Source organism: Cellulomonas sp. P4_A2, assembly GCF_056402515.1.
In genome coordinates this window covers 205,759-219,331 of the sequence record NZ_JBFUHG010000001.1, presented here as the reverse complement: position 1 = coordinate 219,331, position 13,573 = coordinate 205,759, and the positions used below count along the sequence as shown (strand labels likewise).

At 72.2% G+C, this 13,573-nt stretch carries 12 protein-coding genes and 1 riboswitch; of the genes, 8 read left to right on the top strand and 4 right to left on the bottom strand.

All coding sequences use genetic code 11. From position 1 onward, the window contains the following. The first annotated feature begins 52 nt into the window (after positions 1 to 52). The 4 genes from AC1DUE_RS01165 to AC1DUE_RS01150 all read left to right on the top strand — a co-directional run bounded on the left by AC1DUE_RS01165 (position 53) and on the right by AC1DUE_RS01150 (position 2,578). Positions 53 to 718 carry an ArsR/SmtB family transcription factor gene (locus tag AC1DUE_RS01165; protein WP_477037545.1) on the top strand — a complete coding sequence of 222 codons (666 nt, stop codon included), beginning with the start codon at positions 53 to 55 and terminating at the stop codon, positions 716 to 718. Between the two features lies 1 nt (position 719). Next, a complete protein-coding gene (locus AC1DUE_RS01160) occupies positions 720 to 926 on the top strand; it encodes a hypothetical protein (RefSeq protein ID WP_477037544.1) in 207 nt (68 codons plus the stop codon). Between the two features lie 189 nt (positions 927 to 1,115). Continuing rightward, entirely contained in the window at positions 1,116 to 1,724 is a 609-nt protein-coding gene (sigK, locus tag AC1DUE_RS01155; RefSeq protein WP_477037543.1) for an ECF RNA polymerase sigma factor SigK, read from the top strand. Next, a complete protein-coding gene (locus tag AC1DUE_RS01150; protein ID WP_477037542.1) occupies positions 1,721 to 2,578 on the top strand; it encodes an anti-sigma factor in 858 nt (285 codons plus the stop codon). The genes sigK and AC1DUE_RS01150 overlap by 4 nt, the downstream gene beginning before the upstream one ends. Positions 2,579 to 3,028: 450 nt before the next feature. Here AC1DUE_RS01150 and AC1DUE_RS01145 read toward each other — a convergent pair whose 3' ends face one another. After that, complete coding sequence (locus tag AC1DUE_RS01145) at positions 3,029 to 3,706, bottom strand: fasciclin domain-containing protein (protein ID WP_477037541.1); 678 nt, start codon at positions 3,704 to 3,706, stop codon at positions 3,029 to 3,031. Between the two features lie 214 nt (positions 3,707 to 3,920). Here AC1DUE_RS01145 and AC1DUE_RS01140 point away from each other — a divergent pair, with 214 nt between their 5' ends. The 3 genes from AC1DUE_RS01140 to AC1DUE_RS01130 all read left to right on the top strand — a co-directional run bounded on the left by AC1DUE_RS01140 (position 3,921) and on the right by AC1DUE_RS01130 (position 6,858). Further along, a complete protein-coding gene (locus AC1DUE_RS01140; RefSeq protein ID WP_477037540.1) occupies positions 3,921 to 5,837 on the top strand; it encodes a cytochrome c biogenesis protein DipZ in 1,917 nt (638 codons plus the stop codon). Between the two features lie 165 nt (positions 5,838 to 6,002). Further along, a riboswitch (cyclic di-GMP riboswitch) is annotated at positions 6,003 to 6,077 on the top strand. 16 nt (positions 6,078 to 6,093) lie between these two features. Further along, positions 6,094 to 6,249 carry a hypothetical protein gene (locus AC1DUE_RS01135; protein ID WP_477037539.1) on the top strand — a complete coding sequence of 52 codons (156 nt, stop codon included), beginning with the start codon at positions 6,094 to 6,096 and terminating at the stop codon, positions 6,247 to 6,249. Between the two features lie 222 nt (positions 6,250 to 6,471). Next, entirely contained in the window at positions 6,472 to 6,858 is a 387-nt protein-coding gene (locus AC1DUE_RS01130; RefSeq protein WP_477037538.1) for an SHOCT domain-containing protein, read from the top strand. Between the two features lie 87 nt (positions 6,859 to 6,945). Here the strand turns inward: AC1DUE_RS01130 and AC1DUE_RS01125 are convergent, their stop codons facing one another. Beyond that, the gene (locus AC1DUE_RS01125; protein WP_477037537.1) at positions 6,946 to 9,501 is read right to left on the bottom strand and encodes a flippase-like domain-containing protein; all 2,556 of its coding nucleotides are present in this window, start codon (positions 9,499 to 9,501) and stop codon (positions 6,946 to 6,948) included. A gap of 196 nt (positions 9,502 to 9,697) precedes the next feature. Between AC1DUE_RS01125 and AC1DUE_RS01120 the strand changes: the two genes are divergently transcribed. After that, the gene (locus tag AC1DUE_RS01120; protein ID WP_477037536.1) at positions 9,698 to 10,273 is read left to right on the top strand and encodes an HdeD family acid-resistance protein; all 576 of its coding nucleotides are present in this window, start codon (positions 9,698 to 9,700) and stop codon (positions 10,271 to 10,273) included. Here the strand turns inward: AC1DUE_RS01120 and AC1DUE_RS01115 are convergent. Both AC1DUE_RS01115 and AC1DUE_RS01110 read right to left on the bottom strand, forming a co-directional pair. Then, entirely contained in the window at positions 10,270 to 11,106 is an 837-nt protein-coding gene (locus tag AC1DUE_RS01115) for a CPBP family intramembrane glutamic endopeptidase (protein ID WP_477037535.1), read from the bottom strand. The genes AC1DUE_RS01120 and AC1DUE_RS01115 overlap by 4 nt on opposite strands. 50 nt (positions 11,107 to 11,156) lie before the next feature. Next, entirely contained in the window at positions 11,157 to 13,568 is a 2,412-nt protein-coding gene (locus AC1DUE_RS01110) for a heavy metal translocating P-type ATPase (RefSeq protein WP_477037862.1), read from the bottom strand. Positions 13,569 to 13,573 lie beyond the last annotated feature (5 nt).

Genomic DNA, 13,573 nt, shown 5'->3' with positions numbered 1-13,573 from the left:
TCTTGCGCAACACCGCTTGCGCAATGACCGTTGCGCGTTCTACGGTGGGGGCATGAGCCAGGACGACACCACCGCGCCGCACCGCTTCGCCGAGGCGGAGCGCACCAGCGACCCCGAGCGGATCCGCGCGCTGGCCCACCCGCTGCGGCTCGCCCTGCTCGACTACCTGGACGACGTCGGCGAGGCCACGGCCACCCAGTGCGCCAAGCACACGGGCGAGACCGTGGCCAACTGCTCGTTCCACCTGCGGTTGCTCGCTCGCTACGGATTCATCGAGCCGGCCGAGCCGCGGGGGCGTGAGCGTCCGTGGCGTCTCGTCGAGAAGCGTCAGCTGTTCACGCCGGACGCGTCGGTGCCCGGTTCGGTCCACGCGATCGTCGAGTTCGCGGAGATCGCCGCCCGGCAGGAGGTCGACAAGTTCGTCGACTTCCTGCGCGTCCGGGCCGACCAGCCCGCCGGTGCGCGCGCGACGGTGGCGATGAACCGCGAGTCGTTCTGGGCCACGCCCGACGAGACCGAGCAGCTGCTCGACTCGATCGCCGCCCTGATCGAGCCGTTCCTCTCCCGCTCCGCCGACGCGTCGTCGCGCCCGGCCGGTGCCCGGCTCATGCGCTGGTTCTCCACCAGCCACCCCGATCCTGCCTACCCCGACACACCCGGTCCGGAGGCGTCCGACGCCCCCCAGCAGAACGTCCCGAACTCCACCGAGGAGGCGTGACATGGTCGCGCTCACGTACGACGTGCGCACGGTGCGCATCCCGATCCCCCGACTCGTGCTCGGCGCCGGCCGCGAACGACTTCGGCGCCTGCGTCCGTCGGTGACCCCGGCGCCGCACTGGGCGCGCACCGAGCTCGACGCCACCGAGCGTCGCCGCGAGGCGCACCGCGACGCGTCGCTGGCGCTGCGGGCGGGTACCGGCGTCTGACGCCGGCATCTTCAGCCTTGCGGGAGCCATCCGGGCGGGTGTCGGTCCCGAACACCCTGTGACACGTCCCGTCGACACCCGGTGCTCCCCATGTCCCTCGTCCCGCCCGCAGCCACGGTGTGCACCGTCGCGCCTGCCCGCGGCCCCGCCGCAGAGCGGGCCGCGGAACGGTGGGGCACACTGGCCCGCGTGGAGCCAGCCTCGAGACCGTCCGGTCCCGCCGCTGATCCCGTCGCGTCCGCACCCGGACCGATCGACACCGCCGAGCAGCTGCTCACGGCCGTCGCCGGCGGGGACGACACCGCGTTCGCCGCGCTCTACGACGTGCTCGGACGCAGCGTGTTCGGCACCTGCCTGGGCGTGCTGCGCGACCCCGACCACGCGGCCGAGGTCGCGCAGGAGGTCTGGGTCGAGGTCTGGCGGCAGGCGCCGCGGTTCGACGCCGGCCGGGGGTCCGCCAAGACCTGGGCGCTGACCCTCGCGCACCGCCGGGCCGTCGACCGTGTCCGCTCGGTCCAGTCGCAGCGCGACCGCGACCAGCGCGACCTCGACCTCAGCGCCGAGCGTCCGTTCGACGTGGTGGCCGACGAGGTCGAGTCCGCCCTCGAGCAGACCCGCGTCCGCGACTGCCTGGGCACGCTGACGCCGACCCAGCACGAGGCCGTCGTCCTCGCCTACTACGGCGGACGGACCTACCGTGAGGTGGCCGACGAGCTGGCCGCGCCGCTGCCGACCGTGAAGTCGCGCATCCGGGACGGGCTGCTCCGCCTCCGCGACTGCTTGGGGGTGAGCGCATGAGCGAGACCCGCCCCGTCGACGACGGGTCGTCCTCCGACGACGTCCGGTCGCTCCTCGGCGCCTACGCCCTGGACGCCGTCGACGCCGACGAGCGGGCCGCGGTCGAGGCCCTCGTGGCCGCCGACCCCGAGGCCGCACGCGAGCTCGCGTCGCTGGTGGCCGTCGCCGCTACCCTCGGCGACGCCGTCGCCGCCGACCCACCGCCGGCACTGCGCGCGTCCGTCCTCGACGAGATCGCGGGCGTCCGGCAGGTCGGCCCGCTCGCCGGACCCCGCCACGCGGCGCCGGAGGTTCTGGCCGAGACGGCGGTCGTTGCTTCCCCGTCGGCCCCCGGGACGACGCAGCCGCTGAGGCCGACCGAGACCGTCCCCGAGCCGGCGCCCGTCACCGACCTCTCGTCGCGACGCCGCCCGACGACGCGCTGGTTCGCGATCGCCGCGGCCGTCGTGGTCGGCGCCGCGATCCCGACCGCGCTCGCCGTCCAGCAGATGCAGCGGGCGGACCACCTCGAGCAGCAGCAGCAGGCGCTCGCCGACCTGCTGACCGATCCCTCGGCGGTCGTCGTGCACGGCACGGTGGCCGGCGGCGGGACGGCGACCGCGGTCCTGACCGACTCGCAGGCCCTGCTCGACGCGTCCGGCCTCCCGGACCCGTCGGCGGGGCACGTCTACCAGCTCTGGGTGATCAGCGGCGACGAGGCGGCGTCGGCGGGGATCCTCGCCGAGAGCGGCGGCAGCGCCCGCGCGCTGACGGACGACTTCGCCCCGGGCGACGCCCTCGCGGTGACGGTCGAGCCGGCGGGCGGCTCCGACCAGCCGACGACCGACCCGATCCTGGTCCTCTCCGCCACCTGACGTCCGGCGCGACGCGGCCCGGTCGGTGAAGGCGAGAGCGGCAGCTCCCCGCGAGAGCGGCAGTTCGCCGCAAGAGCGGCAGCTCCCCGCGAGAGCGGCAGTTGCTCGTGCCGCTCTCGACATGATGTGCCGCTCTCGTCGCGACGGGAGCCAGAGACACGGTGGCGTCGCACCCCGGGGTCCGACGCCCACAGAGCCGGTCAGGAACGCGTCGGCTGCGGTTCCACTGCTGGGTTCCCGCCGCTGTTGCCGTCCGACATCACGACGGCCGTGCCGTCCGCGGTGCCATGGCTGCGGCGTCGGGGATTGGTTTCCGAAGCCTGGCAGCTGTCGCGAGCCGACGGCGCGCGGCGCGAGGTCGTCCTGGCACGACGAAACCCCCGCGCCGTACCCAGCGCGGGGGCTTCGTGCTCACCGGTCGTCAGGGGAGAGACCGGGAGGGTGCGGGTGTCACATCGTCGGCATGAGCACCGTGTCGATGAGGTAGACGGTCGCGTTCGCGGTGTGGACGCCACCGCAGATGACCTTGGCGCCGTTCACGGTCATCGAGTCGCCGGAGCCGGCGACCTCGACCGTGCCGCCCTCGACGGTCGTCTGCGTGCCGTCGATCATGTCGGGCGACAGCTGCCCGGGCACCACGTGGTAGGTCAGGATCTTGGTCAGCGTCGCCGAGTCGGTCTTGAGGGAGTCGATCGTCGCGGCGTCGATCTTGCCGAACGCCTCGTCGACCGGGGCGAACACCGTGAACTCGCTGCCGTTCAGCGTGTCGACGAGGTTGACGTCCGGGTTGAGCTGGCCGGAGACCGCCGCCGTGAGCGTGGTCAGCAGCGGGTTGTTCGACGCGGCCACGGCGACGGGGTCGGTCGACATGCCGGTGACGGAGCCGGGTCCGTCCGGCACGGTCGCGGCGTAGTCGGCACAGCCGGGGCCGACGAGGTCTGCGGCCGGGTCGGCCATCATCGCGTCGTCGCTGGCCATGGCGTCCGGTGTCTCCATCGGCGTCGCCATCTCGGAGCTGTCGGAGCCCGCCGTGTCGTCGTTGGACGAGCTGGAGCAGGCGGTGAGCGCGAGGCCCGTGACGCCGGCGATCAGGACGGCGGCGATGCGGGTGCGGTTCGTGGTGCGCATGGTGACTCTCCCTGTGGTCGTGGTCCGGGCGGTGGCCCGGTCGTCCCCTGTCGCAGGGTGGTTCGGGGCAGCCCGCGGCCCGGATGGGTCCGGATCGCCACGAGTTCTCGACGACCGACCCGGCCGCCCGATCGAGCGGGTCCGGCGCTGCCGAGCCACGCGATTGGTGGGCCTGGCAGCCCATCCGGCAGGGGTGCCGCCGCGAACTGACGCCATGGACCTCCTCACGCTCGCGCTCATCGGCCTCGTCGGTGGCCTCATCACCGGCATCTCGCCGTGCATCCTCCCGGTGCTGCCGGTCGTGTTCTTCGCCGGCGGCGTGGAGGCGGCCCGGGACCCGAAGCCGACCTCGAAGAGTCCCGGCGACGCCGAACGCCGGCCCGTCGTCGCGACCCGGACCGCCGCGCCGAAGGGGATGGTCGTGGGCGCGATGGCGCAGCCGTCCTTCCTCACGCGCTCGCCGTCGGCGGGAGACGCCGGCTCCTCGTCGGCAAGCCCGGTCGCCGTGCTCGACGCACCGGAGCCGGACCCGAAGCGTGACCGCGCCGCGGCCCGCCGCCCGTACCTCGTGATCGCCGGCCTGGTCACCAGCTTCACGCTGGTGACGCTCGTCGGAACCGTGGTGCTCAACCTGCTCGGCCTGCCGCAGGACCTGCTGCGCTGGGCGGGGATCATCGTGCTCGGGCTGCTGGGGTTCGGCCTGCTGGTACCGCGGTTCGAGGAGCTGCTCGAGCGCCCGTTCCAGCGGCTGACCCCGAACCGGGTGCCGGGCAAGGGACGGGGCGGGTTCGTCCTGGGGCTCGGCCTCGGCGCGGTCTACGTGCCGTGCGCGGGTCCGGTGCTCGCGGCGATCACGGTGGCCGGCGCGACCGGCAGCGTCGGCCCGGGCACCATCGTCCTCACGGTGACGTTCGCGCTCGGCGCGGCGATCCCGCTGCTGATCCTCGCGCTCGCGGGCCGCAGGGTGGCGGAGCGCATCGCGGCGTTCCGGACCCACCAGCGCGGCATCCGCGCAGCGGGCGGGGTGCTGATGATCCTGCTGGCCCTCGCCCTGACGTTCAACGTCACCGACGCGATCCAGCGGGCGCTGCCCGGGTACACCGACGCGCTGCAGTCGAAGGTCGCCTCGAACGAGACCGTCCAGGAGCAGCTCGACCTCGGCGGGCTCGTGACCGCGGAGAACGAGAAGATCGGCGACTGCACGAACAACTCCGCGTCGCTGGAGGACTGCGGGCCGGCGCCGGCGCTGCGCGGCATCGACACCTGGCTGAACACCCCGGACGGCGCCGCCGTGGATCTCGCGGACCTCAAGGGCAAGGTCGTCCTGCTCGACTTCTGGGCGTACTCCTGCATCAACTGCCAGCGCTCGGTCCCGCACGTGACCGCCTGGGACAAGGCCTACCGCGATGCCGGCCTGGTCGTGATCGGGGTGCACACGCCGGAGTACGCGTTCGAGCGCGAGACCCGCAACGTCGTCGACGGTGCGCAGCGCCTCGGCATCACCTACCCGGTCGCCCAGGACAACTCGTACGCCACGTGGACCGCGTACCGGAACCGCTTCTGGCCGGCGCACTACCTGATCGACGCGACCGGGACGATCCGGCAGGTCTCGCAGGGCGAGGGTGGCTACGAGGCGACCGAGAAGCTCATCCGCCAGCTGCTCCAGGACGCCGACCCGTCGGTCACGCTGCCGGCATCGACGGCGGTCGACGACACGACACCGGTCGACGATGTCACGCAAGAGACGTTCCTGTCGGTGAGCAAACACCGCAACGTCGACGGCGACTACCAGGAGGGTCTGGCCACCTACACGCTCCCTTCCGACCAGAAACCGAACACGATTGCACTCGGTGGAACGTGGACCACCGACTACCAGGGGGCGACTGCGGGACCCGATGCGGTCATCCGCCTGCGCTACCACGCCGCGGTCGTTCAGGCTGTAATCGGTGGTAATGGCGCTGTCACGGTACGGATTTCGCGGCCAAATGACGACTCCACCGACGATCTCGTCGTAGATGTCGCCGGATCACCACGGGCGTATCCGCTGGTCAGCGTCTCGGAGACCGCCGAGGGAACCCTCGAGCTGCACGTGCCTGAGGGCGTCCAGGTGTACTCGCTCACGTTCGGATGAGCAGGTCAGAGCGCAGGTCGACCGTCCGGATTGCACCGGGTGAAGGCACAACGAGGGCTCAGGAGGCTCTCAGATACCGCCAACCGGGTGAAATGGACACGTGTCCGAAGTTGAGCGGGTCCGATCTATTCCGTCACGGACACCTGTCCTCTACTGTCAGACCTGTCAGCGAAACGGCAAACCCTCTGCAAGGAGGGGACGCAAAGCCACGGGACCTACACGGTCAGCCGGGCTACCGAACAGACAGGAAAGCCACATGGACCAGCGTGGGTACTCAGTCGACCCGTCCGAGGCATCGCTCCCGGTCAAGAACGCGTTTCCCGCTACCCGCCTCCAGGCGTGGGCCGGACTCGCCGCTCGTGGCAAGGCGATCGAGCTCATCCCGGCGCAGCGCGAGCACGCCGCTGCCTGAGCACTTCACTGCTCAGCAGTAGACAAGACCCCCGGTCACACCGACTCGGGGGTCTTTCTCTGCGCAGAGGCGCAGGGCTGCAGGCCCTTCGACGGGGCCAGAGCCAACCGGGTGCCTCCGGCGACCGATTGTGACGGCCTTGTGCAGATTTTGCGCTTTGTCGGTTAGCCTCAGCCCAGCGGGCCCACCACTCGGGGCGGGTCCAGGTGGAGAGAGGGTCGCATGAACAGCTTTTCTCAGTGGTTCTGGCTGCTGATCTGGTGGTTCCTGTTCGTCGTCTACCTGATGATCCTTTTCCAGATCATCGGAGACCTGTTCCGCGACCACAAGCTCAGCGGCTGGTGGAAGGCGGTCTGGATCATCTTCCTCGTCGTCGCCCCGTTCCTCACCGCGCTGATCTACCTGATCGCGCGTGGCAGGGGCATGGCGGAGCGCCAGGTGAAGGCTGTCGCGGATGCGCAGGCCAGCACGGACGCCTACGTCCGCTCGGTCGCCGGCACCAGCAAGTCGCCCGCCGACCACATCTCCGACGCGAAGGCACTGCTGGACTCCGGCGCGATCTCGCAGGCGGAGTACGACCAGCTCAAGGCCAAGGCGCTCGCCGCCTGACCTGCAGCAGCACAGCAACGAACCTCCGGGCCGGTACGCGCGTCGTACCGGCCCGGAGGTCTGTCCGGACCAGGAGCGGGCGTCAGCTCAGAGCTCGCCGCGCTTCTGCAGGTACTGCATCGCGACCCAGCCGATCGGGATGCGCAGCCAGTAGGTGACCACGCGGAAGACCACGGCGATCGAGGTCGCGATACCGGCGTTGATGCCGGTGATGCTGGTGAGCGCACCGGCGAGCGCCAGCTCGATGGTGCCCATGCCGCCGGGCGTCGGGATCAGGGCGCCGGCGGTGTTGCCGACGAGGTAGACGAGCGCCACCTGGATGAGCGTCGCCTCCTGCCCGAAGGCCTGCATCGAGGCGTAGAACGCGAAGATGAAACCGAGGGTCATGAGCAGGTTGCCGGCGAGCGCGAGGGCCAGGCGCCACGGCTGACCGAGGACCTCGATGAGCCGGGGCCAGGTCTGGCGCAGGGTGGGCAGCGTCTTGGCGAGCACCCACTGGCGCACGCGCGGGATCAGCAGCGACGCGGCGACGAGGGCGGCGACGATGCCGATGACGACCAGCACCGCCGGCGAGATCGGCAGCGCGGACTCCTTGTTGCCGGACGCGAGCGTGAGCACGACGAGCAGCCCGAGCGTCACGATGAGCTGGCTGACCTGCACGAGCGCGACGGTCGCGGCCGACAGGGTGGCCGAGACGCCGCGCTTGGTGAGCATGCGCAGGTTGAGCGCGGCCGGCCCGAGCCCCGCGGGCGCGGCGATGGCGACGAACGCGGCCGCGGTCTGCACGAGGATCGTGGTCCAGAGGCGCAGCTTGACGGGGGAGAACGCGACGAACGCGAGGGCCGCCCCGAGCAGCGTGATCATGCCGAGCACGAACGCCAGCGCGGTCCAGCGCCAGTCGCTCTGGGCCAGGGCGTTCGAGATCTCGTCGATGTTGATCGAGGTGATGACGAACAGCACGGCGACGATCGGCACGACGACGGTGAGCACGGTCCGCGCGCCGAACCGGACCAGCTGCTGCGGCTCGACGTCGGCCTCGGGGAGCCGTGCGACGAGCGCCGAGCGCAGCTCGGCCAGCACCTGCTTGTGCGCGCGCATCTCGTCGCGGGTGAGCCGCGGCAGGGAGATCGTCTGCAGGAGGGGGCCGATGGCGCCGATGTCGTGGTCGGGCAGGACGTCGACCGCGGACCCGACCGCCCGCGCCGCGCCGACGCGCAGGGCCAGGAGCGCGACGAGCTGCGTGACGTCCATGCGACGGGCCAGCTCGGACGAGGCGACGTCGCCGAGCTCCCACGACGTGATCCACACGACCGGTCGGCCGACGACGTCCTCGACGAGGATCACGTCGCTGGTCAGCGCGCGGTGCGCGATCCCGGCCTCGTGCGCGAGGCGCAGCTGCGCCCAGATCTCGGCCAGCAGCTCGTCGGTGAACTGCTCAGGAGCCAGGTCGGCGAGCGGCACCGCGTGGCCGGGTCGCTCCTGGACCAGGAGCATCGAGTCGTCGGCCTCGGCCATGCTCAGCAGCTTGGGGGTGCGGACGCCGGCGGCGCGGGCCGCGTAGGCGAGCAGGGCCGCGCGCTCGCTCGCCTGCCGCAGCGAGACGACCGACCGCCCCTCGATGCCGCGCATCCGCAGCGTCCGCCACAGGCGCGTGAGCATGCCGACCACCTGGCGGTCACCGTCGATGACCACGAGGTCGAGCTCGTCGCCGGAGTCGGTGGTGAGCAGGTACACGCGGTCGCGGGTCGAGCGGGTCAGCGCCCGGGCGCCCGGGTCGGTGCCCAGGTCGGGCAGCGGGACCCGGGAGTCGCGGGCCTCGGCGTCGGTGGTCAGGTCGGCGACGCGCACCATGCGCGCGGGCTCGAAGCCGGCGCGGCGGACGCCCCCGACGAGGCTCTCGCCGTAGGCGCGCTCGGAGCGCACGCCCGACAGGTACCGCACGCCCAGACCGGCCACGCGTCCGATGAAGAACGAGACCATCAGGCCGGGCAGCGAGACCCCGGCGGTGATCAGCAGCACGCCGGCCGCGACCCAGAGCAGGTTCCACGACCACTTCACGGTCCGACGACGACCACGGGGTCCGACGACGGTCAGGAGCCCGACCAGCAGCGCGACGTAGCCGGGCAGCGTGACCACCCAGGCGCCGGCGGACCGGATCGACAGGCCGACCGCGAGCTCGTCGGACGCGAAGTTCTCGATGCCGTACCGGACGATCTCGTTGAGCAGCACCGCCACGACGGCGGCCAGCATGCCTTCGAGCAGCTGCCGCCCGAGCCGTCGGATCGCGAGCTCGGTGATCACGGCCAGCGGGACGACGAGGGTCACGAAGCCCTCGAGCACCTGCACGGGCACGAACAGGATCTCGGAGAGCAGGGTGGCGAACCCCTGCACGTCCTCGGCCACGCCTGTCGTCGTGTTGTGCGCGTAGGTGGCCAGCGCCATGACCAGCACGATGGCCAGCGCCGACAGGATCATGCCCAGCAGGTCGCTCGGGTGGTGCACGCGCGCGACCGGGATGTCCACGACCTCGATCGGGGTGCGCACGTCGATGCGGACCGTCGGGATGTCGTCGGGATTCGTCGCGACGTCCGCGGCGGCGGGGTCGGTGGCCGCCGCGCGACTGGCGGACGGCGTCGCGGACATAGGGGCGAGTCTAGGCAGCCTGGCCCCGATCGCCCGGCTCTTGCGCCCCCCGCGCAGGGGTGGCCCTGCGCACACCTCGGCCGACGCCCTGACCTGCGGTCCCGCTGGTGCCGAGATGCGGGATCTGACCGGGTCGTTCCACTAGCGTGGCGCACGAGCCGGCGCGAGGGCGCTGTCGCTCCGACTGGAGGCCACGATGTCCACTCCGCTTTCCCCCGCCGAGGCGGCCGAGATCAAGCGCATCTGGTGGGTGCCCGTCCTGCGCGGAGTCTTCCTGCTGATCCTGGGCGGGATCATGCTCGCCAACCCGCTGTGGTCCGTCACCGCGCTCGTCTGGATCTTCGGCATCTTCGCGATCATCGACGGCATCGTCGCGATCGCCGAGTGGTTCACGCAGCGCAAGGAGACCGGAGCCGGCTGGTGGCTGCTCTCCGGCATCGTGAGCCTGGTGATCGGTCTGGTGGCCGTGATCTGGACCGAGAAGACCGCCACGTTCGTGTTCTGGCTGATCGCGATCTGGGTCCTGCTGGTGGGCATCCTGCAGATCATCGCCGCAGTGATCCGCTACCGCGCCAAGGACGACAACTGGAGCTGGATCCTCGCGTCGGGCCTGGTCTCGTTCCTGATCGGCCTGCTGCTCGTCACGCACCCGACGGACTCGGTGAAGTTCATCATCGTGATCCTGGGCCTGTTCGCGTTTGCCGCGGGCGTGCTCCTGGTGGTCGGCGGCTTCGCGGCGAAGAGCCAGGCGAACAAGGCCGTCACCAGCTAGTTGAAGTGCAGCGCTGCCAGCCAGGCGGCGGGTATCAGGGCGTAGCCGACGAACACGACCATGTCCATGATGGTGTGCGCGACGACCAACGGCATGACCCGCCGTCTGCGCGTGTAGTAGAACGCGAACAGCACGCCCATGATCGCGTTGCCGACGAAGCCGCCCCAGCCCTGGTAGAGGTGGTACGAGCCGCGCAGCAGGGCGCTGGCCGCGATCGACGCCGGCACGGCCCACCGCAGCTCGCGCAGCCGCTCCATGAGGTAGCCGACGACGATGACCTCCTCCAGCAGCGCGTTCTGGATCGCCGCGAAGAGCAGGACCGGGATGGTCCACCACGCGGCGTTGAGCGCGGAGGCCTGCACCTCGACGGCGAGCCCGAGCGCCCGCGCCCCGGCGTAGAGCGCCAGGCCGGGGATGCCGATGCAGGCGGCCAGCGCGACGCCGACGCCGAGGTCGCGCAGGGGTCGCGTGAACGTGAGGCCGATCCGCCGCACCGCGGAGCGCCCGTTGGCGGACAGCAGGTACAGGGCCAGCGCGACCGGGATGAGCGCGAACCCGATCTGCAGCAGCTGGTACGTCAGGTCGAGCCACGGCCGCGGTGACCTGCTCGGGTTCAGGGTCGTCGACTGCGACCCGAGCGACTCCGCGCGCGTGAGCCGGTCGATGATCGCGACCACGGCGTAGATCCCGGACTTGCCGAGCGACAGCCCGAGGACGATCCAGATCTCGGTCGTGAGCCGCCGGCGGTAGGCCTTCTCGCTGATCGGCGGCGTCGCGACGGCGACCGCGCCCTCGGAGGGCAGCCCGGCAGGGGGCGTCGGCGGCGCTGTCATGATCCGAAGAGTAGGACCCCATGCTGGACGTTCGCTGGACGCCCGCTGGGTCAGCGGAACGAGCGCAGCCGCAGCGAGTTGCCCACCACGAGCACCGACGAGAACGCCATGGCGGCGCCCGCGATCATCGGGTTCAAGAGCCCGAACGCCGCCAGCGGGATGGCCGCCACGTTGTACGCGAACGCCCAGAACAGGTTCTGCTTGATCACGCGCAGGGTCCGACGGGACAGCCGGATCGCGTCGCCGGCCGCGCGCAGGTCTCCGCGCACGAGCGTCACGTCGGCGGCCTCGATGGCCACGTCGGTGCCGGTGCCCATGGCCAGGCCGAGGTCGGCGGTGGCGAGGGCGGCGGCGTCGTTGACCCCGTCGCCGACCATCGCGACCCGCCTGCCCTGCGCCTGGAGCCGCGCGACGACGTCGACCTTGTCGGCCGGCAGGACCTGGGCGAACACGTCCTGGTCGCGGATGCCCACCGCGGCCGCGGCCTGCAGGGCCGCACCGCGGCTGTCGCCCGTGAGCAGGACGGGTCGCAGGCCGAGCGCACGGAGCTCCTCGACGGCCTGCGCGGACGTCGCCTTGACCGGGTCGCGCAGCACGAGGACGCCGCGTGCGCTGCCGTCCCAGGCGACCATGACCGCGGTCGCGCCGTCGGCCTCGGCGGCCTCGAACGGCTGCTGCCACTCGCTCGTCGGAACCCCCTGCGCGGTCAGCCAGGCAGGCTTCCCGACGAGGACGCGCCGGCCCAGCCCGACGCCCGCGTGCGCGGTCCGCACCACTCCAGACACGCCGTGACCGGCCTCGGCCCGGAAGTCGTGCACCTGGTCGGAGCCGATGACGACACCGTCGCCGCCGGTCTGGCCCTGCTGCCCGGTGACCGAGGCCGCGATCGCCCGGCCGATCGGGTGCTCGGCCAGCTGCTCGACGGCCGCCGCGAGGCGCAGCACCTCGCCGCCGCCCAGCACCTCGACGAGCGCCATCCGGCCCTCGGTGACCGTGCCGGTCTTGTCGAGCACCACGGTGTCGACCGTGCGCGTCTGCTCGAGGACCTCCGGTCCCTTGATGAGGATGCCCAGCTGGGCGCCGCGGCCGGTGCCCACCAGGAGCGCGGTCGGCGTGGCCAGCCCGAGGGCGCACGGGCAGGCGATGATCAGCACGGCGACGGCGGCGGTGAAGGCGGCCTGCGTGCTGCTCCCCGACACGAGCCAGATCGCCAGCGTGGCCACCGCCAGGACCAGGACGATCGGCACGAACACGGCCGAGATGCGGTCGGCCAGCCGCTGGACCGGGGCCTTGCCGGTCTGCGCGGCAGCGACCAGGCGCCCGATCTGCGCGAGGCGCGTCTCCTCGCCGACGCGGGTGGCGCGCACGACCAGCGCGCCGGAGGTGTTGATCGTCGCGCCGGTGACCTCGTCGCCGGGGCCGACGTCGACGGGCACGGGTTCGCCGGTCAGCAACGACGTGTCGAGCGCGGACGTGCCGCTGACGACCACGCCGTCGGTGGCGACCTTCTCGCCGGGCCGCACGACGAACTCGCTGCCTGCCGTGAGCTGCGTGATCGGTACGCGTCGCTCGGTCCCGTCGACCAGGAGCGCGACGTCCTTGGCGCCGAGGTCGAGCAGCGCGCGCAGGGCGTCGCCCGCGCGGCGGCGCGAGCGGTGCTCGGCGTACCGGCCGGCCAGCAGGAACGTGGTGACGACGGCCGCGACCTCGAAGTAGAGCTCGGGCACGGCCATCTCGCTGTCCGCGGCCGGCCAGAGCGACGGGGTCATGGTCGTGCCGAGCTCGCCGGCTCCCCCGAAGAGCAGGGCCCACAGCGACCAGCCCGTCGCGGCGATGATCCCGATGGAGACGAGCGTGTCCATGGTCGACGCGCCGTGCCGGGCCGCGCGGGCGGCGGCCCGGTGGAACGGCCAGGCGCCCCAGGTGGCCACCGGCAGCGCCAGGGCCGCGACGACCCACTGCCAGCCGGTGAACTGCAGCGCGGGGATCATCGACAGCAGCAGGACCGGGACGCTCAGCGTCGTGGCGACGCGCAGGCGCCGGCGGAGGTCAGCTCCGCGCGCGTCGGTCGGCGCGGACGTGTCCTCGGACGGGTCCATGTCGTGGCCCGGCGCCATCGAGTGCCCCGACAGCGCGTGCTCGTACGGGTCCATGTCGTGCCCGGCCATCGTGTGGCCGGACATGTCGTGCCCGGACATCCCGTGGTCCGCGAGGTCGTGACCGGGCACCTCGGGCGCCACGGGGGCGTGGTGGTGGGCGGGGGGCGTCGACGTGCGGGTGACCGTGGCGTCGTAGCCCGCGGAGCGGACCGCGGCGATCAGCGCGTCGGTGTCGGGCAGCGGCGCGCCCTCGTCGGAGAGCCGGACGTGCGCCGACTCCAGCGGGAGGTTCACCGTGGCCTCGACCCCGGGCAGGCGGTTGAGCTTGCGTTCGACGCGCGCGACGCAGGAGGCGCAGGTCATGCCCT